General features: G+C 73.2%; 23 protein-coding genes and 1 tRNA gene. 8 read left to right on the forward strand and 16 right to left on the reverse strand.

Translation table 11 applies throughout. From position 1 onward, the window contains the following. Positions 1–40: 40 nt before the first annotated feature. Positions 41–1,153 (reverse strand): NDMA-dependent alcohol dehydrogenase, encoded by a 1,113-nt coding sequence (locus ACI8AA_RS23015; protein ID WP_457046694.1) that lies wholly within the window; start codon positions 1,151–1,153, stop codon positions 41–43. A 193-nt stretch (positions 1,154–1,346) separates the two neighbouring features. On the opposite strand from ACI8AA_RS23015, the gene ACI8AA_RS23020 reads away from it, so the two are divergent. Then, positions 1,347–2,033 carry a TetR/AcrR family transcriptional regulator gene (locus ACI8AA_RS23020; protein WP_457046695.1) on the forward strand — a complete coding sequence of 229 codons (687 nt, stop codon included), beginning with the start codon at positions 1,347–1,349 and terminating at the stop codon, positions 2,031–2,033. Between the two features lie 27 nt (positions 2,034–2,060). Here the strand turns inward: ACI8AA_RS23020 and ACI8AA_RS23025 are convergent, their stop codons facing one another. The 4 genes from ACI8AA_RS23025 to ACI8AA_RS23040 form a co-directional block, all read right to left on the reverse strand. Next, positions 2,061–2,657, reverse strand: a complete 597-nt coding sequence (locus ACI8AA_RS23025; protein ID WP_457046696.1) for a TetR-like C-terminal domain-containing protein — start codon at positions 2,655–2,657, stop codon at positions 2,061–2,063. A 117-nt stretch (positions 2,658–2,774) separates the two neighbouring features. Continuing rightward, on the reverse strand, positions 2,775–3,107 hold the full coding sequence (locus ACI8AA_RS23030; RefSeq protein WP_457046697.1) for a hypothetical protein: 333 nt from the start codon (positions 3,105–3,107) through the stop codon (positions 2,775–2,777). Between the two features lie 11 nt (positions 3,108–3,118). Next, positions 3,119–4,009 (reverse strand): 1,4-dihydroxy-2-naphthoyl-CoA synthase, encoded by an 891-nt coding sequence (locus ACI8AA_RS23035; protein ID WP_457046698.1) that lies wholly within the window; start codon positions 4,007–4,009, stop codon positions 3,119–3,121. 116 nt (positions 4,010–4,125) lie between these two features. Then, positions 4,126–4,881, reverse strand: a complete 756-nt coding sequence (locus tag ACI8AA_RS23040; protein WP_457046699.1) for a hypothetical protein — start codon at positions 4,879–4,881, stop codon at positions 4,126–4,128. A gap of 162 nt (positions 4,882–5,043) precedes the next feature. Between ACI8AA_RS23040 and ACI8AA_RS23045 the strand changes: the two genes are divergently transcribed. Further along, on the forward strand, positions 5,044–5,847 hold the full coding sequence (locus ACI8AA_RS23045; protein ID WP_457046700.1) for an endonuclease/exonuclease/phosphatase family protein: 804 nt from the start codon (positions 5,044–5,046) through the stop codon (positions 5,845–5,847). A 2-nt stretch (positions 5,848–5,849) separates the two neighbouring features. On the opposite strand, the gene ACI8AA_RS23050 is transcribed toward ACI8AA_RS23045, so the two are convergent. After that, positions 5,850–6,329 (reverse strand): NUDIX domain-containing protein, encoded by a 480-nt coding sequence (locus tag ACI8AA_RS23050; RefSeq protein WP_457046701.1) that lies wholly within the window; start codon positions 6,327–6,329, stop codon positions 5,850–5,852. A 67-nt stretch (positions 6,330–6,396) separates the two neighbouring features. Here ACI8AA_RS23050 and ACI8AA_RS23055 point away from each other — a divergent pair, with 67 nt between their 5' ends. Together ACI8AA_RS23055 and ACI8AA_RS23060 are read left to right on the forward strand one after the other, a co-directional pair. Continuing rightward, positions 6,397–6,855, forward strand: a complete 459-nt coding sequence (locus ACI8AA_RS23055; protein ID WP_457046702.1) for a MaoC family dehydratase — start codon at positions 6,397–6,399, stop codon at positions 6,853–6,855. Positions 6,856–6,943: 88 nt separating this feature from the next. Then, the gene (locus ACI8AA_RS23060) at positions 6,944–7,513 is read left to right on the forward strand and encodes an LOG family protein (protein ID WP_457046703.1); all 570 of its coding nucleotides are present in this window, start codon (positions 6,944–6,946) and stop codon (positions 7,511–7,513) included. Here ACI8AA_RS23060 and ACI8AA_RS23065 read toward each other — a convergent pair. After that, complete coding sequence (locus ACI8AA_RS23065; RefSeq protein ID WP_457046704.1) at positions 7,510–8,070, reverse strand: mycothiol transferase; 561 nt, start codon at positions 8,068–8,070, stop codon at positions 7,510–7,512. The genes ACI8AA_RS23060 and ACI8AA_RS23065 overlap by 4 nt on opposite strands. A gap of 81 nt (positions 8,071–8,151) precedes the next feature. On the opposite strand from ACI8AA_RS23065, the gene ACI8AA_RS23070 reads away from it, so the two are divergent. After that, positions 8,152–9,261 (forward strand): NAD(P)/FAD-dependent oxidoreductase, encoded by a 1,110-nt coding sequence (locus ACI8AA_RS23070; RefSeq protein ID WP_457046705.1) that lies wholly within the window; start codon positions 8,152–8,154, stop codon positions 9,259–9,261. 29 nt (positions 9,262–9,290) lie between these two features. Here the strand turns inward: ACI8AA_RS23070 and ACI8AA_RS23075 are convergent, their stop codons facing one another. The 7 genes from ACI8AA_RS23075 to ACI8AA_RS23105 form a co-directional block, all read right to left on the reverse strand. Continuing rightward, positions 9,291–10,268, reverse strand: a complete 978-nt coding sequence (locus tag ACI8AA_RS23075; RefSeq protein ID WP_457046706.1) for a diguanylate cyclase — start codon at positions 10,266–10,268, stop codon at positions 9,291–9,293. Between the two features lie 170 nt (positions 10,269–10,438). Then, a complete protein-coding gene (locus ACI8AA_RS23080; RefSeq protein ID WP_457046707.1) occupies positions 10,439–12,982 on the reverse strand; it encodes an EAL domain-containing protein in 2,544 nt (847 codons plus the stop codon). An 88-nt stretch (positions 12,983–13,070) separates the two neighbouring features. Beyond that, positions 13,071–13,171 (reverse strand) — tRNA-Ser (locus ACI8AA_RS23085). Beyond that, positions 13,123–13,413: a hypothetical protein gene (locus ACI8AA_RS23090; protein ID WP_457046708.1), complete on the reverse strand. Its 291-nt coding sequence runs from the start codon at positions 13,411–13,413 to the stop codon at positions 13,123–13,125. The genes ACI8AA_RS23085 and ACI8AA_RS23090 overlap by 49 nt, the downstream gene beginning before the upstream one ends. A 124-nt stretch (positions 13,414–13,537) precedes the next feature. Continuing rightward, positions 13,538–14,200, reverse strand: a complete 663-nt coding sequence (locus ACI8AA_RS23095) for a hypothetical protein (RefSeq protein WP_457046709.1) — start codon at positions 14,198–14,200, stop codon at positions 13,538–13,540. A 183-nt stretch (positions 14,201–14,383) separates the two neighbouring features. Next, entirely contained in the window at positions 14,384–15,895 is a 1,512-nt protein-coding gene (locus ACI8AA_RS23100) for a hypothetical protein (RefSeq protein ID WP_457046710.1), read from the reverse strand. 789 nt (positions 15,896–16,684) lie between these two features. Further along, a complete protein-coding gene (locus ACI8AA_RS23105) occupies positions 16,685–17,671 on the reverse strand; it encodes a hypothetical protein (RefSeq protein ID WP_457046711.1) in 987 nt (328 codons plus the stop codon). A 1,345-nt stretch (positions 17,672–19,016) separates the two neighbouring features. Between ACI8AA_RS23105 and ACI8AA_RS23110 the strand changes: the two genes are divergently transcribed. Beyond that, positions 19,017–19,451 (forward strand): NYN domain-containing protein, encoded by a 435-nt coding sequence (locus ACI8AA_RS23110; protein WP_457046716.1) that lies wholly within the window; start codon positions 19,017–19,019, stop codon positions 19,449–19,451. Positions 19,452–19,737: 286 nt separating this feature from the next. Here the strand turns inward: ACI8AA_RS23110 and ACI8AA_RS23115 are convergent, their stop codons facing one another. Next, positions 19,738–20,697 carry a site-specific integrase gene (locus tag ACI8AA_RS23115; RefSeq protein ID WP_457046712.1) on the reverse strand — a complete coding sequence of 320 codons (960 nt, stop codon included), beginning with the start codon at positions 20,695–20,697 and terminating at the stop codon, positions 19,738–19,740. Between the two features lie 269 nt (positions 20,698–20,966). On the opposite strand from ACI8AA_RS23115, the gene ACI8AA_RS23120 reads away from it, so the two are divergent. Continuing rightward, positions 20,967–21,224 carry a hypothetical protein gene (locus ACI8AA_RS23120; RefSeq protein WP_457046713.1) on the forward strand — a complete coding sequence of 86 codons (258 nt, stop codon included), beginning with the start codon at positions 20,967–20,969 and terminating at the stop codon, positions 21,222–21,224. Between the two features lie 65 nt (positions 21,225–21,289). Here ACI8AA_RS23120 and ACI8AA_RS23125 read toward each other — a convergent pair whose 3' ends face one another. Continuing rightward, positions 21,290–21,973: a hypothetical protein gene (locus ACI8AA_RS23125; RefSeq protein ID WP_457046714.1), complete on the reverse strand. Its 684-nt coding sequence runs from the start codon at positions 21,971–21,973 to the stop codon at positions 21,290–21,292. Between the two features lie 1,247 nt (positions 21,974–23,220). Between ACI8AA_RS23125 and ACI8AA_RS23130 the strand changes: the two genes are divergently transcribed. Then, positions 23,221–24,510, forward strand: a complete 1,290-nt coding sequence (locus tag ACI8AA_RS23130) for a tyrosine-type recombinase/integrase (protein WP_457046715.1) — start codon at positions 23,221–23,223, stop codon at positions 24,508–24,510. Positions 24,511–24,849 lie beyond the last annotated feature (339 nt).

A 24,849-nucleotide genomic window follows, 5' to 3' on the forward strand; every position in this document is an offset into this window, starting at 1 on the left:
GCTCTGCCCCGCGTCCGGGGGCAGAGCACGACCGCGCGGGTCAGCCGTGGACGAGCAGGCCCCGGATCGTCTCGCCGGCCGCCTGGTCCCGGTAGCCCTGGTTCAGCTCGTCCAGCGAGTACCGCCGGGTGACCAGCCGGCCGAGCTCCAGCCGCCCCTCCTCGGCCATCCGCGCCAGCATCGGGATGTCGCGGAAGGGGTTGCACGAGCCGAACAGCGAGCCCTGCACGCGGTGCTCGAACACGGTGGTCATCTGGCCGTTGAGGTCCACGTGGCCCTCGCGCGGGTGGTCGGCCAGCGCCGTGAGCACCAGTGTGCCGCCCTTGCCCAGGCAGGCCGACGCCCCGGCCATCACCTCGGCCGACATCTTCCCGACGGTCACCACGACCACGTCGGCGCCCGTGCCGCGGGACAGCTCGCGGGCCAGCTGTGCGGCCTCGCGGGCGTCGGCCACGGTGTGCGTGGCCCCCAGCGACCCCGCGAACTCCCGCTTCATCGCCACCGGGTCGACGCCGATCACGTGCGTCGCGCCCGCGTGCACCGCGCCCTGGACGGCGTTGACGCCGACCCCGCCGAGCCCGACGACCACGACGACGTCGCCCGGGTGGGTGCCGCCGGAGTAGACCGCCGACCCCCAGCCGGTGGGCACGCTGCAGGCCAGCAGCGCCGCGGTGTCCAGCGGCAGGTGCGGGTCGATGCGCACGCAGGAGAACTCGCTGAGCACCGTGTGCCGGGCGAACGCGCCGACGATGCAGAAGCCGCCCAGGGGCTCGCCGTCCAGCCGGAAGGGGTAGGTGCCGGTGGGCAGCTGCCCGACGGCGATGGTGGCGCCCTTGTCGCAGATGTTGGATCGGCCGGTGGCGCAGTACCGGCAGCGCCCGCAGGCGGGCAGGAAGCTCGTGACGACGTGGTCGCCGGGGGCGACAGAGGTGACGCCGGGCCCGACCGCCAGGACGACGCCGGAGCCCTCGTGGCCGCCGACGATCGGGTAGCGCCCGCCGGGGTTGGAGTGCCGCAGGTGCTCGTCGGAGTGGCACAGCCCGGCGTAGGCCACCTCGACGAGGACCTCACCGGGGCCGGGGTCCACGACCTCGAGGTCGACGATCTCGTACTCGGTGCCCGCCTCGCGCAGCACCGCTCCCCTGGTCCTCACCGGTCCCGACCTTCCTCTGGCCCCGGCACCCGCCCGCGCGGACGCCGTCGTCTGGGCGCCCAGCCAACCCCACGGCGCGGCGGTGCCCGACGGCGGGGTGGCACCCGGTGCCACCTGCGGTTCCGCACCCCGACCGGATGATGTCGTTCCGTTACGCCAAGATCAGCAACGCAGCGTTGCTACCCTTCGCACCGTGAGTGATCAGTCCCGTCGGGCCCAGAAGAAGGCCCTCACCCGCGCGCACGTGCGCGAGACGGCGCAGCGACTGTTCTCCGAGCGCGGCTTCGACGCCGTGACCATCGCCGACGTCGCGGCCGCGGCCGACGTCGCGGTGCAGACCGTCTTCAACCACTTCACGACGAAGGAAGAGCTCTACTGGGCCGACCGGACGCCCTGGGTGGACGGGCCCGCGGCCGCGGTGCGGCAGCGCCCCGCCGGGGTCCCGGCGCTCACCGCGCTGCGCGAGCACCTGGTCGACTCGGTGGGGCGCTTCGTCGAGCGGCTGGCCGACCCGACCGGGCGCTGCACCGTCGCCGACCTCGACCGCTCCCCCGCGTTGCAGGCCTCCGAGCGGGAGCTGCACCACACCGCCGAGGCCCGGCTGAGCGAGGCCCTGGTCGAGGCCTGGACCGGCCCGTGCGCCGAGCGCCCGGCCCCTGCCGACCCGCGGACGACGGCCGCGGTGGTCGCCGCCACCTGGCTGGCGGTCACGCGCATCCTGGTCACCCGGCCGCGCTCACCCATGCCCGCGCCCGAGCAGGCGGCGGAGGTCGCCGGGACCACGCGCGAGCTGGCCGCCCGGCTGCTCGCCGGCTACGAGGCGGGCGTGGTGGGCTCCATGATGGCGGACGACGCCGCCCGCGCCCTGCGCGCCGTCTGACCCGCTCCCCGGACCGTCCGCCGCGCCTCAGCGGCGGGCGGGCTCCGCGGCGGGGACCACGATCGGCAGCAGGACGTCGTCGACGACCTGCTCGACGCGGTCGGCGACCATCCCTCCGTCGCCGGCCACGGTGAGCCGCTGCCACCAGAAGGCCTCGAGCACCGAGCGCAGCAGCGCCAGGCGGTCGGCCGGCACCTCGTCGCCCCGTGCGGCCCAGCGCTCGCCGAGCACCTCGACGGCCTCGGTCAGCGGGCGTACCAGGGCGGCCTCGAGCCCGGCGCGGAGGTCCTCGTCGTGCCGGGCGGCACCGACGAGGCTGGCCACGGCCCGCTCCTCGCGGGACAGCGGCCGGCGCCAGGAGGCGACCAGGGCGACCAGGTCGGCCCGGAGGGAACCCTCGTCCTGGGGGGCGTGGACCAGCGTGAAGCGGCTGACCGCCGACCTCGCCAGCGCCGCCATCGACGGCCAGCGGCGGTAGATGCCGGCCTTGCCCGCGCGCGCCCGGGCCGCGACCCGGTCGCTGTTGAGCCGGCCCCAGCCCTCGTCGGCGAGGATGTCGACCGCAACGGCGACCAGTTGCTCGGACAGCTCGGCGCTCAGCGGGCGGCCGGGGGTGCCGCTCACGGGCGAACTCGTTCGCACGACATCAGGTTGCGCACGGTCACATCCTGACCTGTCAGTGGAGTGACCACAACGACCGGGGCCGTATCGTCACCCGACCGGACCGCCGAGATCCGTCTCTCACGCGCCCGCGGCGCCCTCGACGTGGACCTGGAGGGTGGCGCCGTCGTCGCTGACCCAGCCGTGCTCGCGAGCCTGCTCGACCATCCGGTCGAAGCGCTCGCCCCAGTCGGCGACGTCGGCGTCGGGCTCGGCGGCGGCGCGCAGCGCGGCGGCGTCGAGCAGGCCGGTCCCGTCGTCCTGCAGCCGCCCGAGGCCCGCCTCGCGGAGCGCCTCGTCGGCCTCCTCGTCGGTCACCTGCCCCAGGGCCAGGTGCAGCCCGGTCAGGTCGTCGGTGTCGACCACCCGCACCTCGGGGCGCTCGTCGGCGCCACCCACCACCTCGACGATCACGGGTCCTCCGTTCACACGTGCCAGGGGAAGCGGGAGAAGTCGGGGTCGCGCTTCTCCAGGAAGGCGTCGCGGCCCTCGACGGCCTCCTCGGCCGTGTAGGCCAGCCGGGTGGTCTCCCCGGCGAACAGCTGCTGACCGACCAGGCCGTCGTCGATCAGGTTGAACGAGTACTTGAGCATCCGCTGCGCGGTGGGGCTCTTGGCGACGATCCGCCGGCCCCAGTCCAGCGCGGTGCGCTCCAGCTCGGCGTGCGGGACGACGCGGTTGACCATGCCCATCGCGTGCGCGTCCTCGGCGGAGTACTCCTCGCCGAGGAAGAAGACCTCGCGGGCGAACTTCTGGCCCACCTGGCGGGCCAGGTACGCCGAGCCGAAGCCGCCGTCGAAGCTGCCGACGTCGGCGTCGGTCTGCTTGAACCGCGCGTGCTCGGCGCTGGCGAGGGTGAGGTCGCTGACGACGTGCAGGCTGTGCCCGCCGCCGGCCGCCCAGCCGGGGACGACGCAGACGACGACCTTCGGCATGAACCGGATCAGCCGCTGCGCCTCCAGCACGTGCAGCCGGCCGCTGCTGCGGCCCACCTCGTGCTCGTAGCCGTAGCGCCCGCGCACCCGCTGGTCACCGCCGGAGCAGAAGGCCCAGCCGCCGTCCTTCGGGCTCGGGCCGTTGCCGGTGAGCAGCACGCAGCCGACATCGGTGCTCAGCCGGGCGTGCTCGAGCGCGGTGATCAGTTCGTCGACGGTCTGCGGCCGGAACGCGTTGCGCACCTCCGGCCGGTCGAAGGCGATCCGGACGACGCCGGCGTCGACGGCGCGGTGGTAGGTGATGTCGGCGAAGTCGAACCCGTCGACCGGCTGCCACGCGGCGCTGTCGAAGATCTCCGAGACGTCGTCGCGGGCGCTCATGACTGAAACCTATCGATGTCCGCTGGATCCGGCCCTGCTGCAGGGGCCCGCCGCGAGCCTGCGAGCGGCGGGGGGCAGGAGGGTCCTTCCGCTATCCGGGCGTCCGCGACGCCGCCTCAGCCGCCGAGCAGACCGCCCACTCCGCCGGTGACGCCGCCGACGACCTCGCCCACGGCGCCGGTGGCACCGCCCACCACGCCGCCCACCGCGTCGGTGGCGCCGCCGACCACGCCGCCGACCGTGTCGGTCAGCCCGCCGACCGCGCCGCCCACGGCGTCACCGACGGGGTCCGGGACGGGGGCCGGCGCGGTCGGGACCGGGGCCGGCGCGGCCGGGGCGGGGGACGCCGGGGCGGTGGGCGCCGTCGTGCCGCCGGCCGGGGCCGGGGCGGCGGACGAGCCGGAGCCGGCGGGGGTGCCGCCCGTGGTGCCGGCCGGGGCCGGGGCGGCGGGCGCCGGAGCGGCGGGGACGGCGGGTGCCGGGGCGGCGGGGACGGCGGCGGAGGTCGCGGCCGCGACCGAGCCGGCGATGCCGGTCAGCCCGGCCGGGGACCCGGTACCGCCGGTGGCGCGCTGCGACGAGGAGGCCGGCGTCCCGAAGCCCGGGAAGAGGAAGCCGTCGGGCGTGCCGGGGACGCCGAAGGACGGCGTCAGCCGGGCGTAGGTCGAGGGCTGCCCGACCGCGGGGTCGCCGGAGTAGACGCCCGTGCCGCTGCCGCCGGCCACGGCCCCGGAGGCGTCCGCGCCGGCCGTGGCCATCAGCGGCGCGACGACGATCCCGGTGACGGCGAAGGACATGAGCACGCGCCACCAGAAGCGCTGCCCGGCCGTCTCCTCGGCCGGCCCGGCCGCCGTCGCCGGCTCTCCTGCCACGACGTCCTCCGTTGCGCGGTGCCGCGCGCCCATGGGTCGACCCCTTCCCGTCGCGGTGGTGAGACCGCCCTCACACCTCGGTACAACGAAGTACCAGCCCCGTGGTTGCGCGGCCAGCCGAGTCCCGCGCACGGGCGACCCGCCGCCGCTAGCGTCGGACACGTGCCCGACGGCGCCGCCCTGCGCGTGGGCACCCTCAACCTCGCCTCCGGCCGCGGCGCCGACGGCCGCGTGCTGGCCCCGGCCGCGCTCGCCGCCGCGGTCGCCGGCCTCGACGTCGACGTGCTCGCCGTCCAGGAGGTCGACGCCGGGCAGCCCCGCTCCGGCGGCACCGACCAGGCCGCGGTGCTCGCCGGCGCGCTGGACGCCGCCGACTGGCGGCACGCGGCCACCCTCACCGGGACGCCGAGCCCGTTCCGCGGCACCTGGGCCGCCGCCGACCCGCCCGGGCTGCGCGGGCCGGAGAGCGCGGCGGACGGTCCCGCGTACGGCGTCGCGCTGCTGGTCCGCCGCCCGGTGCGGGACTGGGCGGTCCTCGGGCTGGGGTCCGGCCGCGCCCGGCTGCCGCTGCGGGCGCCGGACCCGGCCACCGGCCGGCCGCGGTTGTGGTGGGTGCCCGACGAGCCGCGGGTCGCCGTCGCCGCCTGCCTGGACGGGCTGACCGTGGTCGCCACCCACCTGTCGTTCTCGCCGCCGACGGCGGTGCGGCAGCTGCGCCGGCTGCGCCGCTGGGTCGCGTCCCTCCCCGGGCCGGTGGTCGTCGCCGGTGACCTCAACCTGCCCGGCGGGGTGCCGGCGCGGCTGCTCGGCGCGACCGCGCTGGTGCGGGAGGCGAGCTTCCCGGCGCACGGGCCGCGCCTGCAGCTGGACCACCTGCTCGCGCTGGGCCGGGTGACCGCCCGGGACGCCGCCGCCCGCCGGCTGGGCGTGGGCGACCACCGGGCGCTGACCGTGACGGTCGGCTGAGCTCAGGCGGCGAGCAGCGGCCGCAGCCGGTCCATCGAGGCGGCCAGCCCCGGGTGCAGCGTGACCTGGTGCAGCGCGGCCAGCGCCACCCAGGCGACGCCGGTGCTCTCACCGTCGAGCCGCAGCCGGGCCGGGTCGAGGTCGCCGACCGGGCGGGCCAGGACGGTCGTGTAGGCCCAGCCGCCGTGGTCGTCGACCGAGCGGGCGCCGAGCAGGAGGTCCGCGGCGGCCAGCCCGAGCTCCTCCTCGACCTCGCGCAGCGCGCCCTGCTCGGGCGTCTCGTCCAGGTGCAGCGCCCCGCCCGGCGTCCCCCAGGTCCCGCCGTGGTGCGACCACAGGGCACGGTGCTGCAGCAGCAGCTCGGGGCCGTCGCCGCCGTCGCGGTGCACCAGCAGGCCGGCCGCGCCGGCCCGCCCCCAGTGCCGGTGCCCCAGGGAGCAGGTGGTCCAGCCGTCGGTGGGGGTCAGACGGATGGTCGGCACGGGACCCAGTACACCGCACTGGCAGGATCCGGGAGGACGACCGGCGACGACGACGGAGGCACCCCGCATGGCGACCACGACGACGATGGCCGAGGTCTCGGGCCTCATCGGCCAGGAGCTGGGCACCAGCGACTGGTTCGAGGTGACCCAGGACCGGGTGGACACCTTCGCCGACGCGACCGGTGACCACCAGTGGATCCACGTCGACGTCGAGCGGGCGAAGGCCGAGAGCCCCTTCGGCGGGCCGATCGCGCACGGCTACCTCACGCTGTCGCTGCTCGTGCCGCTGTTCGCGCAGGTCTTCGTCGTCACCGACACCGCGATGGGCGTCAACTACGGCCTGAACAAGGTGCGCTTCCCCTCGCCGGTGCCGGTCGGCTCCCGCGTGCGGCTGACCGCGACCCTCACCGACGTCACGCCGTTCACCGGCGGCCTGCAGCTCACCTTCGCCGCCGTCGTCGAGCGCGAGGGCAGCGAGAAGCCGGCCTGCATCGCCGAGCCGGTCTACCGCTACTACGGCTCCTGACGAAGGACCCTCCTGCCCCCCACCGCTCGCACGCTCGCGGCGGGCCCCTGCAGGAGGGCCGAGGAGCAGGACGAATAACGTGTCTCGCATGCGGGTCGCCGTCTTCACCGGCAGCCGGCCGGGGCCGGAGTCGCACCGGAAGGCCGCCGCGGACCTGGCCACGGGCCTGGCCGAGGCCGGCGTCGGGGTCGTCTACGGGGGCGGGCACGTCGGGCTGATGGGCGTCGTCGCCGACGCCGCCCTGGCCGCAGGCGGCGAGGTGGTCGGGGTGATCCCGCAGCACCTGGTCGACGACGAGCTGGCCCACCCCGGCCTGCCGCGGCTGGAGGTGGTGACCTCCATGCACGAGCGCAAGGCGCGGATGGCCGAGCTCGCCGACGCCTTCGTCGCCCTGCCCGGGGCCGCGGGCACCCTCGAGGAGCTGTTCGAGGCCTGGACCTGGGGGATGCTCGGCCTGCACGCCAAGCCGGTGGTGCTGCTCGACGTCGACGGGTTCTGGGCGCCGCTGCTGGCCCAGCTGGGCCGCATGGCCGACGACGGCTACCTCGAGCGGCGCCGGCTCGACGCGCTCGGCGTGGTCACCGACGCGGCCGGGCTGCTCGCCTTCGTCGAGGCCTACGAGCACCCGCCGCGGAAGTGGGCGCCCACCCCGCCCTAGCCCCGGGCGCGGTCCCAGCTCGGGCCGGCGATGCCCTGCGCCTCGGCCTCCAGCTGCCAGGCGCCCTTGCCGTCGACCGACTCGCGGATGACGTCGGCGTGGCCGGCGTGCCGGGCCTGCTCCTCGATCTGGTGCAGGAGCAGCCAGCGGACGGTGAACACGGTGCCCTCGGGCAGCCAGCGCGCGACGCCGTCGGGGACCGCGACCACCCGGTCCAGGTCACGCTCGGCGCGCACGACCTCCTCGGTCTCGCGCGCCACCTCCGCCTGGCGGTGCAGCAGGACCTCCACGGTCTCGCCGGGGGCGACGGTGAACCCGGCCATCCACTCGGCCTGCGGATCGCCCTCCACCGCGTGCGGACGGCGCCCGACCCGCCCGGCGAGGTTCGCCCGCTCGCCCTGCGTCACGTGCTTGAGCAGCGCGGACAGCGACAGCTCGCTGGCGCTGGGGGTCGCGCGCGCCTGCTCCTCGGTGAGCCCGTACAGGGCGTTGCGCAGCGCGGTGCGCTGGTTCGCCAGCAGGCGCAGCAGCAGCTCGTGCTCGGCGGGTGCGGTCACGCGGGCCATCCTGCGCCGGTCGGGCGGAACGGGACAGCGCCCGGCTGGCCGCCGGCCGCGGTGCTGCCTAGCGTCGCCCCCGTGGAGCGCTGGGACGTCGTCGTGGTGGGGGGCGGCCCGGCGGGCGCGGCGGCGGCGCTGGCCGCGCGGCGCGACGGCGCCTCGGTGCTCGTCCTCGACCGGGCCGACTTCCCGCGCGACAAGGTCTGCGGCGACGGCATCGCCCCCGAGGCGCTCGACGTGCTCGCCGGGCTGGGCGCCGACGTCGCCGCGCTGACCGCCGGCTACGCGCCCGCGCCGCGGCTGTCCCTGCGCTCGCCCGGCGGCGCGGCGGTGGAGCGGGCCACGCACCGGCCGTCGTCGGTGGTGCCGCGCGAGGTGTTCGACGCCCGGCTGCTCGCCGCGGCCCTCGGCGCGGGGGCGGGGTTCCGGCGGCACGCCGTCCGCCGGGTGACGCCGGGCCGCGACGGCGTCGACGTCGACGGGGTGCTCACCGCCGGGGTGCTCGTCGGCGCGGACGGCGCGGAGTCCGTCGTCCGGCGGGCCCTGGGCCTGCCGCGCAACCCCGACGACCGGATGGCGGTGGCGCTGCGCGGCTACGCGCCCGAGCTGCCCGGCCAGGGCGGCACCCAGGTGCTGGTGACCACCGAGCAGCGCTGGCCGGCCTACGCGTGGTCGTTCCCGCTCGGCGACGGGCGGGCCAACGTCGGCTACGGCGAGCTGGTCTCCGGCGGGGCCACCCGGGCGGCGCTGGTGGAGGGGCTGCGCCGGCTGCTGCCCGGGGTCGAGCCCGAGGGACTGCGGGCGCACCGGCTGCCGCTGTCCACCGGCCGGCCGCGGCAACCCGACGGGCGGGTGCTGCTGGCGGGCGACGCGGCGTCGCTGGTCAACCCGATGACCGGCGAGGGGATCTTCTACGCGGTGCTGTCCGGGGCGCTGGCCGGCGCGGCCGCCTCGGCGGGGGCGGCCGCGGGCGCGGTGCACCGGCGGGCGCTGCGGCGGCGGCTGGGCGCGCACCACCGGTCGGCGTCGGCGGCGTCGTGGCTGAGCCGCTGGCCGCGGGTGATGGACGCGGCGTTCCGCGCGGCGGCGGCCGAGCAGCGGGTGTTCGACGACGTCGTGGCGCTGGGCCTGGCCGACGGCCGGCTGACCGCCCGCACCCTCGCGGCCGCGGCCCGGCGGCTCCGGTAGTCGTCTCTCGCGCGCGGAAGACGGGACCGTCAGGCGGGGGCGACCTCGACGCGGCCGCGGCCGGCGCGCTTGGCGCGGTACAGGGCCCGGTCGGCGGCGGCGTAGAACTCGCGCATCCCGACCGCGGCGCCGCGGGCGTGCGCCACCCCGACGCTCACCGACATCGCCAGCAGGCTGCCGTCGGGGAGCCCGAGCGGCGTGGACAGCACCGTCCCGAGCACCGAGTCGGCGCGGGCGACGGCGACCTCGGCGGTGCAGCCGGGCAGCAGGACGGCGAGCTCGTCGCCGCCGAGCCGGGACAGGACGGCGTCGCCGGCGCGGATCTGCCGCCGGATGATCCCGGCGAGGTGGACCAGCGCGTCGTCGCCGACCGGGTGGCCGTGCTGGTCGTTGATCTGCTTGAACGAGTCGACGTCGAGCAGCAGCAGGGCGGTGCCGTCGTCGGCGGCCGGGCCGGTGAGCGCGACGGTGAGCGCGTCGTCGAAGACCCGGCGGTTGACCAGGCCGGTGAGGGTGTCCACGGTGGCCTGCTGCTCGAGCGCCTCGACCAGCCGCTCCTGCACCGCGCAGGCGCGCTCGAGCATCGCGGCGACGACGGTGAGCACGACGCCGGTGAGCAGGACGTCGGACAGCGCGACCTCCAGCGGCACGAGCAGCGGCACCACGACCGCGTTGGCGACCACGGCGGAGGTGGTGACGGCGACGACCGCGGTGCGGCGCAGGTGCGCGGCGGCCCAGAGCACGGGGAAGGCGAGGAAGGCCTGCGCGCCGGCCGAGGAGTCCTGGGTGACCAGGTTGAGCCCGCAGGCCATGAGCGTGCCGGCCACCCCGACCGCCACGAACACCCCGGCGCGGTCCAGCCGGGCGGGGTCGGTGAACCGGACGACCAGGGCGAGGACGACGAGGAACGCGACCCCGATCCAGGTCGAGGCCACGGTGAGCGCGCTCGCGGCGTTGGCGCCGACGAAGCTGACCGCGCCCAGCACGGCGGCGGACACGCCGATCATGAGCACGAGGGACCGTGCCGCGGCAGCAGGCTGCCGGGCTCTCAGTCCCCGGGGGATGGCCACACTCCGTCTTCGGCAGCGACGGCCCCCCGGATGAGCCGACCCACCCGCAGGGGTGAGACCTCCCCCGGCGTGTCCCGGGGACGCGCCGACCGGCCGCCTCCTCCGGGTCAGTCGCGCCGGCGCGCCTCGCCGGCCGCCGTCCGCACCGCCGCCCGGAGCCGGTCGGCCAGGCCGGGCGGGCAGCAGCCGGGGTCGACGAGGACGTCGTCGGCGCCGGCGGTGAGCAGCCGCGCCCGGGTGGCGCGGTCGGCGTCGTCGCAGAGCACGAGGACGGCGGTCCCCGGCGCGGTCCCCAGCCCCGCCACCCGGTCGACGGCGTCCCGGCCGCGGCCGGTCACGAGCAGGACGGCGTCGGCCTCCGGCGCCGCGACCCCCGGCACGGCGACGGAGAGGCCGTCGCGCAGCAGGACGCCGCGCAGCGCCCGGCTGCGGGCGTCGTCGGGCGCCACCAGCAGCACGACCGGCTCCCGGCCCGCCCCCGCCGACCGGTCCCCGACGGCCTGCAGGGCGGCGCCGGCGGCGGCGACCGCGCCGGCCAGGTCCTCGGGCGGCACCGGCCGGGCGAGGTGGTGGCCCTGCAGGTGGTCCACGCCGAGCTCGACCAGCCGGGCCGCCTGCACGCGGGTCTCCACGCCCTCGGCGGTGACCTCCAGCCCCAGGCAGTGCGCGAGCGTGACCAGGGCCGTGAGGATCGGCTGGTCGCCGGCACCGTCACCGACCTGCTGCACGAACGAACGGTCGATCTTGATCCCGTCGACGGGCAGCGCCTGCAGCAGGCCCAGGGAGGACCAGCCGGTCCCGAAGTCGTCGATGGCCACCCGGACGCCCGCGGCGCGCAGCTCGTCGAGCTGGCCGACCACCCGGGGCCCGGCCTCGAGGAACACCGTCTCGGTCACCTCGAGCAGCACCTGCCCGGGGCGCACGCCGGTGCCGGCGAGGACGCCGAGGACCGCCGTCGCGAAGTCCGGCTCGCGCAGCTGCACCGGCGAGACGTTGACCGAGAGCGACCGGCGCCGGTCCGCCGCCAGCCAGCCGGACAGGCGCAGGCACGCGGTGCGCAGCACCTGCTGGCCGAGCTCGCCCACGAGCCCGCTGCGCTCGGCGACGGGCAGGAAGTCCGCCGGCAGCGCCAGGCCACCGGGACGCGGCCAGCGCACCAGCGCCTCGACCCGGGTGGCCGCGCCGGCGCGGACGTCGACCAGCGGCTGCAGGTGGACGACGAGCCCGTCGTCCTCGAGCGCCTGCCGGAGGCCGTTCTCGACGTCCGCGCGGGCGAGGACGGCCGTCGACATGGCCGGGTCGAAGACCGCGTGCCGCCCCTTGCCGGCCCGCTTGGCGGCGTACATCGCGATGTCGGCCTGCTGCAGCAGCACGTCGGCGGGCACGTGCTCGCCCCCGGCGCTGCGGGCCAGGCCGATGCTGCCGCTGGGCACCACCTGCCGGTCGCCGAACCGGACCGGGGCGTCGAGGGCGGCGCCGATGCGCCGGGCGACCTGCTCCCCGTGGTCGGCCTCGGCCAGGACGACGGCGAACTCGTCCCCGCCGAGGCGGGCGACCGTGTCCTCGGGCCGGACGCAGCGCGTGAGCCGCTCGGCGACCTCGACCAGCAGCCGGTCGCCGACCTGGTGGCCCAGCACGTCGTTGACGTCCTTGAAGTCGTCGAGGTCGACCAGCAGCACGCTCACGCCGGCGGGCGAGCGCGCCTCGAGGGCGTGGGCCAGCCGGTCGGCGAACAGCGCCCGGTTGGCCAGCCCGGTGAGCGGGTCGGTGAACGCCAGCCGGCGCAGCTGCTCGGCCTGCCCGGCCAGCTCCGCGGCGGCCCGGGCGGCCGCCAGCTCGGCCGCCTTGCGCTCGGTGACGTCGGTGGCGGTGCCGTGGACGCGCACCTCCGCGCCGCTCCCGTCCCGCTCGACGGCGGCGCGGCAGGCCACCCAGCCGGTGCTGCCGTCGGCGCGCAGCACCCGGTGCTCCAGGCCGTACTCCTCCCGGCCGGCGCGGACGTCGGCGAGCAGCCGCAGCAGCTCGGCCCGGTCCTCGGGGTGCACCCGCGCCAGGTAGCCCTCGACGGTCGGCACCAGCGCGCCCGGCGGCACGCCGAAGATGCGGTACACCTCGTCGGACCAGGTGACCGTGTCGGTGACGACGTCCCAGTCCCACCGGCCCAGCCGCGCCACCCGCTGCGCCTCCAGCAGCCGCCGCTCGCTCTCCTGCAGGCGCGCCTCGATCGCCACCCGCTCGCTGACGTCCTGCGCCGTGCCGACCAGCAGCACGGCGTTGCCGGCGTCGTCCCGGGTGACCGACCCGCGGGCCCGCACCCAGATGAGCGCGCCGTCGCCGCAGACGACCCGGTGGTCGAAGTCGAACACCCCGCCCGCGGCGAGCGCGGCGAGGATCGCCTGCTCGGCGCGGCCCCGGTCGTCGGGGTGGACCATCTGCATGCAGATCTCGAAGGTCGGCGTCACCACGGCGGGGTCGAGCCGGTAGACGGCGAACAGCTCGTCGCTGAAGGTCACCGCGCCGGTGCGGACGTCCCACTCCCAGCTGCCCATCGCGGCCAGCCGCTGCGCCTCGGCGAGCCAGCGCCGGCTGCGGGCCAGCGCGCGGACCGGGTCCTCGGGCGCGGGGTCCTCCGGCGCCGCGCCTGCGCTCATGCCACTCCCCGGACCGGTCCGACTCGGATCTCCGTGCGGAGGGGCACGTTAGGGGACGGGAGGGGTGCGCAGCACCGATCGGCGCGCGAGCGGAGGGCGTGGGATTCGAACCCACGATGGGTTTGACCCCATAGCGGTTTTCAAGACCGCTTGACGAGTGTCCGGCTCAGGTCGTCACGGGTCACCCGCGACTGTTCCAGCAGGTCAACGAAGAGATGAAGAACCACTTCGGGTCGCCCTAGGCCGCCGTTGATCACGTCCGCTGTCAGCGCGCCGTCAGCGCATGCCAAGGCATTGAGGATGCCCGCCGCCCCGGCCGAGTAGTGATTGCTCGACCGCAACACCGCGTAGGACGTGTCGGGCTGGACTGTTCCGGTCCGCGCTGGACACTCGGGGTAACCGCCTTGCCGGGCGATGACTGCGCCGGACATGAGATAGGTCCTGGACATCCAGTCAGCACTCCGGGCAATTGACCTCCGGACTTAAGGCAGGCAACGTTCTCCCGGAGATGCCCACGATGGGACGCCTCCGCGAGGTCCTCTAGTGGGCAGAGGGCTACCGCTGCCGCTGGGCCTTCAGCTCCTTTGCGACCTCCATCACGGCCTTCTCCACGCGTGCAAGGGTGCCCGGACCTGCCGCCACGTGGTGCCTGAACGCCTCAAACGAGAACGTGTACCGCAGAGGCTCAACCGGCCCGAACGGCCCCTCGCACGTCACGGTGACTTCTCGATCCGGCTCCGACCGGCCGCCGTTGAAGTAGTTGTGACCCACGCCGAGATGCCAGGTCATAGCGCGACCTGGCGGCAGGTACGAGATGCCCTTGTCGAGTGCTGTGAACGATCCCTCGTCCCTGGTGCCTATCTGCTCCAACGGGGGGACAAAGGTGACACGCACGTTCCGCGCGATGGTGCTCCCCCGGTTTTCCAAGGTCACCTCAAACATCTGGCCCTGCCCGCTGTCCGGACGCACATCGGCCACGACATAGGGCTGTGACTGGTCACGCCACATCTGCTCTTGCAGTTCGTTCTGCCTGTGCGCGGCTGCCACCTGCTCCCGAGCGGCGGCAACGGATTCACGGGCCGCCGCGGCCTGCTCCTGCGCGCTGGTGGCCGCTTGGCGGGCGCTTCTAGCCTGCTTGAACGCGAAGAAGATTCCTACGACCGACACCACCGCCGACACAACGATGGCAATGATGGCCACGGTCACTTCGTCGCTCATGGGCAGCCCCGTCTCCGTCATCACACCGACAGTTGGCCGAAGTCTCACAGGGCGGGTGACAGCGACGCGCCAGGGCGTGGGACGAGTGTCTCCTCAGGATGCCGCGACCTTCTGCGCTGCGCGGATGCCACTGCCGCCAGAGCCATCGTGGCCTGAGGCTTCCGTCCGGCCGGTTGGGTCTACTCAGGCGCTCATGTTCTGGGCGACCTGCACCATCGCACTGCGGAGTGCTGACGCGGTCTTCTCGTCCAGGGTCGCTCCCGCAGCCAGTTCCCGGGCCAACTCTCGGAGATTGCGCTGGGCCCTGGTGGCGGCACCGGTGGCGCGGCCAACATCGCCTGCAGTTGTTGCCACGGCAACCGGTTGGGCCAGCCTGTGCGCCACGGTGAGCCACTGGTCGCGACGGGCGTGAGGCACCAGCCAGGATGCTGTGACGTCCCGCGTCCCGGACAAGGCGTCGCCGATGACGGCAGCCATGTGGGGCACCTCCCCCAGCGCCGCCAGCGACTCCGGCGGCAGCGCCGCGAGCACCTCGGCCCTCTCGGTCTGACGCTCGCCCCAGTCCTCAGTGCTCCGCGGAAGGCGCGTCCACAGCGCGGGCAGCGTCTCGGCAGGTTCCTTGAGCACCTGCAGGCAGAGCGCCAACCCACGAGCCCGCAGCGCGTTCCACTGGCGTGGACTCCATCCCGCCGAAGCAGTCCACCTTCTGGGCTCTGATTCGTTGAGGATCCACCGGCCACTACGCAGGTAGGTCTTGAGAGTGGGAGGCCGGGGGGAGACTCCCTCAAGCAGTCCAATCTCCAGTTCCGCGACGACCCACTCGAACACCGCAGCAGCCCAGGGCTCAAGCGCCGGTCCCTTCATCTGCAGCAGGTGCAGATCACGCCAGGGGGCGTAGAAGAGCGGCCAAGGCGGCTTCGGCGTGACCGCAGGAACCACGAGCCGGGCCGTGTCGATGGCCTGCATGTCTCGCGATGCCTGCTCGGCGGCGGCTACCTGTCCTGCTGCGGCCAGACCCGTGAGGGTGGCGGTGAGCAGGCGTCCTAGGCGGACCCTGCTGTCCTCCGTATCTGCACCGAGCCAGTCGTTCGGGGACTTCAGGAGCCGCCGCCGCCAGCGAGCGGACCCGTCGGGCAACGCGCTCGCTGCCGTGACAACGTCTACGAGGAGGCTGGTGGGATAGAAGCGCGCATCCGCCGCCCACTCCTCGGACTCGTCCGCGTCAGCCTCGATCAAGCGGACAAAGCCACGGATGAGGGCGGCAGCCGATGTCCGTCCGTGGCGTTCGTGTATCGCCGCGATGGCCTTCAACTCCGCCATCACGATCGCTGGTCCGGCGAACGTCGCCCGCAGCAACTCGTCGCTGAAACACTGGAAGAGCCGGTCTTCGTCCGTTTCGGTCAGCGGCTCTTGCAGCGAGGCCCGCGCCATGCTGTAGGGCGCGTGAGTCCAACCCCAGCGCTCCAACTGTTCCTTGGTCACCTCCGCGCGCCTACGGAAGTAGGTGGCTCGGGACCACCCATCCCCGGATGCCCCCCGAACCCGCAGGAGATCGAGCACATCCCGAGGCTCGATGTCATCGCGCGCGACGCCTCCGTCGATGAGACGGGCCACCTGTCGGCCCGCCGCGCGCTCGACGACGAAGGCACGAGCCCTGCCGCGAGGTGTCGAGGAGGCAGCGTCGTCCGACTGCATCCAACCCTCCCCACCTGGAGTCTCAATTAAGGAAGTGGACGATACGCGACTCGGGCGTGCTCTGCATCGCTCACTAGTCCCGACGCCGAACCGCTCGGCGCATCGAAGGGAGCACCCCATGTCGTTTCTGGCCCGCATCACCCGACCGCTGGTCCGAGTCGTAACCCGCGTCATGGAAGTGATCACCGACCCGCGCGTGCGCGACGCTGCTCGAAGGGCCCGCCCGGCCCTCCAGCGCCTGTGGCGGGAGGTCGTGCGCGCCTGGAACGGGTCGAGTCCAAGACTCCGTTCCGTCGCCGTCTGAACTTCAGGACGCGGTCACCGCCGCGCTTCCAAGCGCGGCGGTGACCGACACATCGCAGGGACGGGCTACACCCCTTCCTGTACACCTTGTTCACATAGGGCAGCGGCATCCCACCTGACGTGCCTTCGACCAAGCCGATGCTGCGCATCTGTCCCATCGGGCGGGACACTCCCCCTCAGGCCCTCCCTGATCCGTCGCCCGTTCGAGGCCAGTCCTCTTGCATCCACGCAAGCGCCGGAGTCGCTGTGCATAGCACGCGACGTCACAGCCTTCCCAGCGGCAGGTCCCGGAGCAACCCATATGCAAGGGCTAAAGCATCACCCGCCATTTCAGGGGCAACCGCACCTGCAATGTCACGGGCAACCGGAGCCGCTGAAGACGAGGCATCCGGACCTACCTTTTTACAGGCGCCTGAACCCGCGATTAGGTTGGTTCGGGTTTACTGGAGACGCCAGGCAGGGCCAACAGACGGCGACGCCTGCCACCTACCACGGGCAGTCATCCGACTCAGCCTCTGAAAGGACGGCCGACTCCCCACTAGCAGAGGCATCGCAGACCTGTGGCTTCACTGCCGGGAGCACCGCCGCTGCGGCTCGCTCGGCGATGACTCGTAGGCGGTCGGCGTGCTCGCGACCTCCCCCGATCCAGGCGTTGGGGATGAAGCCGTCGTCATCACCTTCTGCGACGTGGGCACTCGACCGAACCCACTCCCCCTGAACGGCGCGCGCAACGTTCAAGTCAGCGAGGACGGCTGCGCGTGCAGCCGCGGAATCCCAGCGTTGTTGCACCTCCTTTTCCGCTCGGTTCCGCACTTTCGCCGCCAGTGCCTCCACGTCCTCCACGGAATAGCCACGACCTTGGAGTTCGGCAGCCACCTCGGCGGCTGCCGCATCTCCAGCGGCTCGGACTCCCCGCTCCATGCGGGCTTGCAGAACCGGTTCGACCGCCTCGCGCCACCCGGTCGCGGGACGCCACAGATCGCTGCTTTCCTCTGGCTTCCACGGCTCCGTTGCGGCTTTCCGCCCTGACTTGGGTACGGGCACCAGGACAGCCTCCCGCACGAGCGGCACACGCCAGAGGGCATGCCGATTTCGGATGACGCCGGTGTTGTCGCGGTAGGAGCCGCCGCCTACCTGCCAAAGCAGCGCGGGAAACCATGCGTAGCCCGTCGCGTTGGGCAGGCCGCGGAGTCGTCGGGTGCGGGTCACCGCACGGTCCCTCCACTGCTTCGGATCGCCGATCTCCGGCCAGACACGGCTGCCGAGCGCGGTCATCGAGAGGAAACCACCCCCGTCGACCTTGCGCTGGTTCTGCGCCTGATGGGAAGGGTCGAGGAAGGCCCCGCTCGGAAGGCTCACCTCCGCCGTGGCATCCGGCGTGAGGATCTCGTCGCAGATATGGATCAAGACGAGTTGGTCATGGGTACCGGCTGGCGTGAAGTCTCGAATGAACTTGCCCAGGACGAGGCTCATCGCAACCCGCCCGTGCCGCTCAGGACGAGGCTGATCTGCCCCAATCCCCGCCAGGGGGCGCGAGGACGTCGTGCGTAGGCCATCAAGGACTCCTTACGGGCGAGAATCTGTCCGGCGCCTGTACGGGCCGGAGGTCGAACAGGTCTATCGGCAGCCCGTCAGCAGGGCTGACCCGATTCGGGATCTTCATTTCGAGCCGGTCTAAGGCCCTGGAAGCGACCATCGCCGCCCAATGGTTGACGCGGGCGCATGCACGTGGCGCCTCGCGCCTGCCCGGAAGGTCCTGAGGACACACGAAGAAATGTCGGCATACCGGCTTAGCCTCTGCCTGTGGCGGAGGACGATTACTCGGGTGGCCGAGCCGTGGTCCTTGCCGCTGCGGCGACCGCGTTGGGGCGGGACCTCAGCGAGTCGGCGGGCAGAGCAGACTGGCTGCATTCCATCGTTGAGGCCACGTGGATTTTGAGCGAAGCCTCTGAGTTGTCCGCTGCCCTCGGCGAGGGACTGCACCATGTTGGCCAATGGCTCGACCGACAAGCCGGAGAAGGGCGCATTGGCGTGCCTTACGGCCCCTACGCCGGACACTCTGATGAGGCCGTCGGTGTGGTGCTCGCCTACCTGGAGACGGTGTGCGCGGTGCTGGGTCAGGCAGCCGTGGGGCTGCGGGCTGCTCACGTCGTTGCGGAGATGTTGCAGAAAATCGAGGACGGTGCCGACCTAGGGCTCAATGCCCCGGCCCCTCATCCGGGCACGTCCACAGATGTGGACGGCACTACGTCCGAGGGCACCCCCAAGGCAGCCATCCTGCCTTTCCGCCGGACAGCCACGGCCAGACCTGATGTCTTGAAGTGGACGACCCAAGGGGCGACCAGCCCGGCGGGTCCCCTAGTTCCTGCGACGAGCAGGGACAGGGCTACAGCCGAGCCCGCGTGTCGCGAGGCGGGGGACATCCGGCTCGCTGGGCGGGCTGAACGTCGTACCACTGAGTCCCAGCAAGGGATCTCCGAGCGGTGAGGCGACGCCGTCTCATTTCGGCATGTAGATAAGACGCGACGAGCCGCCTCCTTTGAAGGCGTACTGGCATCAGCCCAGGTTGGAAGGGGAAGAAGATGCCAGGGACCAGTAAGGACTGGGATGCGTTCCACCGACGGGAGCGCCTCTACATCCAGGTGGAGAGACCTCCCTTGCTCGGTCGGGAACGCCTTGCAGAGGCCGTCACCGCCTTCATGCAACGAACCGGCGAGGGGGGGCGTCGGTCGTGACGACCGGCGCGCCGCCCCGCCGTAGCCGCCTATCCCATCGGCAACCCACGCTTCGCTTGGGCCGAGAACTCCATGTGCTCGACGTGGAGAACCTCCTCGGTGGACCGATCATCTGCGCCGGGTGCGTCGTCGCTACGGCTCGTGCGTTCGCCGACGCGGCAGCAGGTCAGGGCGTCGTCTTCTCTGTGGTCGGCGCCAGCCACAGCCTCGGGGTGCTGACCGCTGCAGGAGCCTGGCCTTCCGCACGTCATGTCTGGACGCCCGGCAAGAACGGCGCTGATCACTCTCTCCTGGACGTACTCGCTGAGGACGTCAGCGCCCGTTTCCAACGGGTCGTGATCGGCTCGGGCGACAGCGTCTTCGCCCCGAGAGCCGAGTCCCTGCGTATGAAGGGCTGCCATGTCACGGTTGTCGGGCGACGTGGCGCCGTGAGCCGCCGAACGCGATTGGCCGTTCAGGACGTGCGCTTCATCTCGGCGCCGCGCTGTAAGCCCAGACACGTTGGGGAAGCGGGCTGAAAGCCGGTGGCGAGGACCTGGAGGCCGAGTCAACACCGGTCGGGTCCATCGCTCGCGCGTTGATTCACTTGCCTCGCTTGGAGGACAGTCGCTGTGCGGCTCGGCATCGTTGTCGGCTGCGCCCGAGCCGCTGAGCCGCGGGCTCCTCAGACGGACGTGACGGAGGCGCCCACTCCGTCACGCCGCTGTAGAGCGAGGAGTGCCGCGGCCGGATCAGGCGCGCACAGCGGCCGTCGCCCGCGGCGAAAGCCGGGCGCCGCACCCGGCGCGGCCACTGTGTGAGTGTCTAGAGCCCGAGGCGACCGGAGGCGGGATCGGCCCACCGCGTCGAGGCGTCGTAGCCGCGCATCACCGTGATGCTCTTCCAGCGTCCGGTCCGGGCAATCTCCGGCTCGGGCACTCCGGCGAGGTATGCCTGGGTGGCGTAGCCGCGTCGCAGTGAATGGCTGGATAGGGCCTCCTGGCTCACCCCGGCGTGCGCGGCGGCCCGGTGCAGGATGAGCCGCACCGAGGATCGCGACATCCGCGTGCCACCAAGGCGCTGGCCGCGCCCCTTGCCCACGGCGCGAAAGAGCGGCCCCTCGGTAAGGCCCTGAGCGGCCAGCGCCGCGGTCCACGCCTGCAGCGCCCGCACCGGGCAGGTGCTGGCGCGGACGCCGGGCGCCAGCGCGAGGACCTCGCCGTCGCCGAGTTGGTCGGTCTTGGAGAAGCGGATCGTCACGTCCAGACCGCCATGTCCGGCCGCACTCAGGTCGCCGACGTCCAGTCCGCAGGTGTCCGAGGCGCGTAGCCCAAGGGCGAACGACGTGAGTATCAGCGCCCTGTCTCGTGTTCCGGCCAGTCCAGCGGGCAGGTCCTCGACGAGCGCCCGCACCTGGGATGTGGTCAGCGCCCTCGCCTTGCGGGGGCGATGGCCGTTGCGGATGGCCTCGCGGCGGATGCCGCGCATGACCGCCCGCACCCCCGCACTGTGTGCGGGGTTGAGATGCCCGGCGGAGCGGTGCGCGTCAGCGAGCCCGGTCAGACGCCGCTCGATCGTCTTGGGGGCCGCACCGGCGTCGGCGAGGGAGGACAGCCAGGCGGCGATGACGATCGGATCTACCGGCAGTGTGGTGGGGAAACCGCGTCCGCTGGCCCAGCGGGTGAAGGCGCGCCAGTCGTCGGCGTAGGCCAGCCGGGTGTTGTCGGCCTTGGCCGCCGCCACGTAGCGCTCGACCGAGTGCAGGTCGCCGGGCAGGACGAGCACTCCCTCAATGGCTGCTTCACCAATAGGAGATTGGCTGTTGTCCTGTTGTGTCGGGCTGGTGATCGGACCCCTCCCCGGGCTCATTTCACACGCCATAGGAGATGGCTATGCAGCGCGAACCGTACGGTCCGCTACCGACACTTCGGGGATGGTCGGTGGCGACGGCGGGAACGGCGCAGGACGCGCTTCCGACGTCCCCTCCGGTTGCCGGGCCAAGCGCCGACCGCGCGCTAGCGTTCGCCCGCTGACACCACCGCCGAGAGGACCGCATGTCCACGCCCCCCATCGACGACTCGACCACTCCGCGCGATCCGCTGCTGGACGACCCATCCGGCACGCGCGACGAGCGAGAGTTCGACCTGGCGTCCGACGGCCCGCTGGGCCCCCGGATTCACGTCGAGCCCTGCCCGCTGTGTCCCGGGGAGGTGCGGCCGGTGACACCCCGCGCAGCAGACGGGTCACGGCGTTTCGAATGCGACAACTGCGCGTACAAGGCCCGCCGAAACTGGGCGCTGTACGAGGGCTGACGCACCGCACTGCGGGCGGCGTCGCCCTCCCTCAAGGGAGGGCGACGGCACCCACGGCGCCTTCCTCAGCGCCCGGATTGCCAGCGCCAGATTGCGTGATCGAGCACCCGCACCGGTACGCCCAGCCGCGCAGCGGCAGCGCGCACCAGCGCGGCAGCCGCTCGGGGGGTCACCACGCGGTCGACGGCGTCGCTGACGAAGCCGCAGATCATCCGGTCGGGCTTGACCTCGTCGGCGCCCGCGACCAGGAGCAGGTTGCGCCAGCCCGCCTCACTGGAGGTTTGGCCAGGCAGTCGCCGCCAGCCACCCTTCAGCGCGCCGCCATCCTCAGCAGCGACTGCCAGCAGTCGGTCGGGAGTCTCGACGCGGTGCTCCGCGAGCAGTTGCGCCGCCTGCAGCAGCGCTACCGCCTTGAGCGGCGCCCTCGGGTGTGTCGAGGTGCGGTGTCGGGTGGCGATCCGTGCCGCGAACTCGTCAGCGCCGCCCAGTCCGGTGATGACCGCGACGAGATCGGAGGCGGTGTCCCGCTCCGGGTCGGCGCCGCTGGCTCGACGGTGCGCCCGGTAGGCGGCGAGGACGGGCACGACGTGCCTGTCGTAGTGGAGCGTCAGATTCCACACGGAATCGATCAGGCACAGCGCAAGCCCGTTCCGGTATCCGGGCGGGTCCCGCCACCGCGAAGGATCACCCAGATGTTGGCGGATGTAGGCCAGGAGCCGCTCAAGACCTGGCTCGGCATCCTCGCCCATGGACGATCCCTCCCCGGGTCCAGGTCCTTCCACCACGGGGACGCCCCTCGCCGAGTGATCATCACTGGCGAGGCTCGGATCTTGGAGTGCCATCGCTCTCCCGGGGGATCGGCGGCGCCCGGACAGCGAGCGTCCCCGCCGAGTCACAGCGCCGCGCTAGGCACCGACCCGCACCGCTCGGATCGCGAGTGGACGCGCAAGTCGCGCAGTCCAGGGACCAGCGCCTCCCAGTGCAGTGCCTCGAACCAGTCATGCACCCGGGTGAAGGCGGCCTCTCCCCCGGGCAAGTCGTCGCCGTAGAACCCCGCCACCTCCTCCGCGGACAGAGCGAGGGCGGGGCCACGCCAGCCACAGACGCAACCCAGCAGAACCCGGTCGATCGGGCGGTCCAGCCAGCAGGCGACCTCCCGACCGTGACGCAGGGGAACAAACGACAGCGCGTGACTCACGGCACCAGGACCAAGTCGAGGCTCGGCAGGCGGAAGCAGACGCTCGCGACCCGACTGGATGTCATGCAAACACGAGCCGCGCCCTGCCCCTCCGTGAGCATCGCCGCCCGAGCATCGCCGCAGCGGGAACGGCCGAACGGCGACCTGCCGCGCAGGCGGTGCTGACGGACCCGGACGGAGGGATGTTCCGTGCCCCGCGGCGACATTCCGTTGAGGGAACGACGCGGTCGCCGCGACGGCTGTTCAGCCAAATCCACTCTCTCTCCCCTGCGAACGTCCGGCGTCGTCACGATCAAGTGTCGCCGAAGGGGCCGACAAATTGCGCACCAAAGTGCGTAACGCACCTCTCTCACCGTTAGCCAGCCTCATGGAGGAGTACCCACCGCCATTGATCGGCCATGAACGGTGGTCTGTCCTGGCAGGGACATGCCCCCGCGCATGCGCACGAGGCAGCGCCCGCGTCATCGCGCCAAGCAGGCCGGCCCCTCGTCCGCCGGAGCGCTCTGTCCAGGGTCATACCGCGCCAGGGTGGGGACCCACCAGCCGCTGAAACCGGCCAGCCGCCTTCGGTGAAAAACCGGCGGCTCATGTCGAGAACCCTCACGTGACACCCGGCCGCGGACCGCACCTCCATGCCAGCCAGACGCCAATGGTGGCGTTCAGCGGCCTTCGCGTGCGGTCTTGCGGATCGCGCAGCATCCGCCCGCCGCCCAGCGGCGCACAGCGCCCCCAACGCCCCGGGCACCGACACAGTCGCCACTAGGCCTTGCCCCTACACCACCGTTCAGGAGCAACACGATGACCGCCAACCCGTTCCGGGGCTCACCCTCCGCGACCGTCCCCACCTCATTCCCGAGCCGCCCCCGGCGGCGTAGCGAGGAGGGATCGATCCGTCGTCTCGCCTCCGGGCGTTGGCAGGCACGCCTGCCCGCCCGGCTGGGCGGCGGCAGCATCGGCACCTACGTCAGCGCGGCGGAGGCCCAGCGTGCCCTGCGTCGCGCTATCAGCATGGAGGGAGACCCGTTGACTGGCCTCGCCCAGCCATCCGGAACCGTCGCCGACCTCGTCGCGGCCTATCTCCACGCCCGTTGGCCGAACCTCGCAACGACGACCCGGACGACCTACCGGGCTCACCTCGATCGCCGAATTCGCCGCTACTCCCTGGGGCAGATCCGCGTCGCTGCCCTCACCCCGGCGGACGTGGACTGCTGGCAGCAGATGCTGGCGGCCGATGGCTTCGCTGCCACCACTCGGGACGCGGCACAGGCCCTGCTCAAGCAGGCATTTGACTGGGCAGTGCGCCTGACCCACCTCTCGCTGAACCCCGCCGCCGCGGTCGTGCCTACGTTGGCGAGGCCCCGTGCCTCACCGGGAGCACACGGCATGGGGCCGACGCGAGAGATCCCCGACGAGGCCACCGTGGCCAGGGTGATCGCAGCGATCCCGGGTCGGGCGGACCGACTGCTGGCCCTAGTGCTCGCGTGGGCGGGGCTCCGGATGTCTGAGGCGGCCGCACTTTCCTTTGACGGATCGGTACACCCGACGCGGCCTGCGCTCGTGATCGACCGCCGCGTGGCCATCACCGGGCGCGCCCCCCAGTGGTGGGTCGACCCGCACCGCCCCCGCCAGGTCCCCATCCCGACGCCCCTCTGGCTGGCTCTCCTCGTCCACCGGCGGGCCATCGACTCCAGTACTCCCACCCCATCGCGCGGGTTGTTCTCGGCGCCCCCTGCGCCAGGCTGCAACGACGCCCCCGGGCCGTGGACGTCGGCGCACTGGGCGCGGGCCGTCTGGCGACGCGCGGTCTCAACAGTTTGCGCAGAGGCGCCCGCGGCACGGACCCTGCGCACCCTGGCGACCTACCGGTTCCTCGCCGCAGGGGCGACCCTCGCCGAGACCGCGATGTACCTGGGCCACACCTCCATCGACATAACGGCCGGGTACTACCGCAGCAGCGTTCACGCGACGTACCGGAACCTGGCCGTGACCGCTGAGGCGCACTACGGCCAGCCTGTGCAGGAGCGCCTCAACTCGATGTGGGCCCAGTGGGTCGAGCGCTACGGCGATCCCCTGACCGGATCCTCGTAGGTTCGAATCGCCCCGCGAACTGAGGGCCTGGCTGCACCAACGCAGCCGGGCCCTCAGTGCTTCTGCCACGGCAGGCGTCAACTTCGATGCGCTCGCGGACTGGCGGCGCTCTTCGCTCCGCGACCAGTGGCCAGGTTCGCCACGCCGTCGCGCATCACTTCACCTGGCATGCGAGGAGCCAACGCGTGGTGCCTGACCCCTGATGGATCTCACGGTCATGGCGGACCGGCTCCCGAGGACCAAGATTGCGTCGTGGGGGGGGGGGGGGGGGGGGGGGGGGGGGGGGGGGGGGGGGGGGGGGGGGGGGGGGGGGGGGGGGGGGGGGGGGGGGGGGGGGGG

It is taken from the genome of Geodermatophilus sp. SYSU D01180 (assembly GCF_054050415.1).

What these genes read in the sequence shown, in the direction of transcription:
- ACI8AA_RS23035 (WP_457046698.1), bottom strand. Translation starts at nt 4,009, where the DNA reads ATGAGCGCCCGCGACGACGTCTCGGAGATCTTCGACAGCGCCGCGTGG.
- ACI8AA_RS23055 (WP_457046702.1), top strand. Translation starts at nt 6,397, where the DNA reads ATGGCGACCACGACGACGATGGCCGAGGTCTCGGGCCTCATCGGCCAG.
- ACI8AA_RS23060 (WP_457046703.1), top strand. Translation starts at nt 6,944, where the DNA reads ATGCGGGTCGCCGTCTTCACCGGCAGCCGGCCGGGGCCGGAGTCGCAC.
- ACI8AA_RS23075 (WP_457046706.1), bottom strand. Translation starts at nt 10,268, where the DNA reads ATGATCGGCGTGTCCGCCGCCGTGCTGGGCGCGGTCAGCTTCGTCGGC.
- ACI8AA_RS23080 (WP_457046707.1), bottom strand. Translation starts at nt 12,982, where the DNA reads ATGAGCGCAGGCGCGGCGCCGGAGGACCCCGCGCCCGAGGACCCGGTC.
- ACI8AA_RS23090 (WP_457046708.1), bottom strand. Translation starts at nt 13,413, where the DNA reads ATGTCCGGCGCAGTCATCGCCCGGCAAGGCGGTTACCCCGAGTGTCCA.
- ACI8AA_RS23095 (WP_457046709.1), bottom strand. Translation starts at nt 14,200, where the DNA reads ATGAGCGACGAAGTGACCGTGGCCATCATTGCCATCGTTGTGTCGGCG.
- ACI8AA_RS23100 (WP_457046710.1), bottom strand. Translation starts at nt 15,895, where the DNA reads ATGCAGTCGGACGACGCTGCCTCCTCGACACCTCGCGGCAGGGCTCGT.
- ACI8AA_RS23105 (WP_457046711.1), bottom strand. Translation starts at nt 17,671, where the DNA reads ATGAGCCTCGTCCTGGGCAAGTTCATTCGAGACTTCACGCCAGCCGGT.
- ACI8AA_RS23120 (WP_457046713.1), top strand. Translation starts at nt 20,967, where the DNA reads ATGTCCACGCCCCCCATCGACGACTCGACCACTCCGCGCGATCCGCTG.
- ACI8AA_RS23125 (WP_457046714.1), bottom strand. Translation starts at nt 21,973, where the DNA reads ATGGGCGAGGATGCCGAGCCAGGTCTTGAGCGGCTCCTGGCCTACATC.
- ACI8AA_RS23130 (WP_457046715.1), top strand. Translation starts at nt 23,221, where the DNA reads ATGACCGCCAACCCGTTCCGGGGCTCACCCTCCGCGACCGTCCCCACC.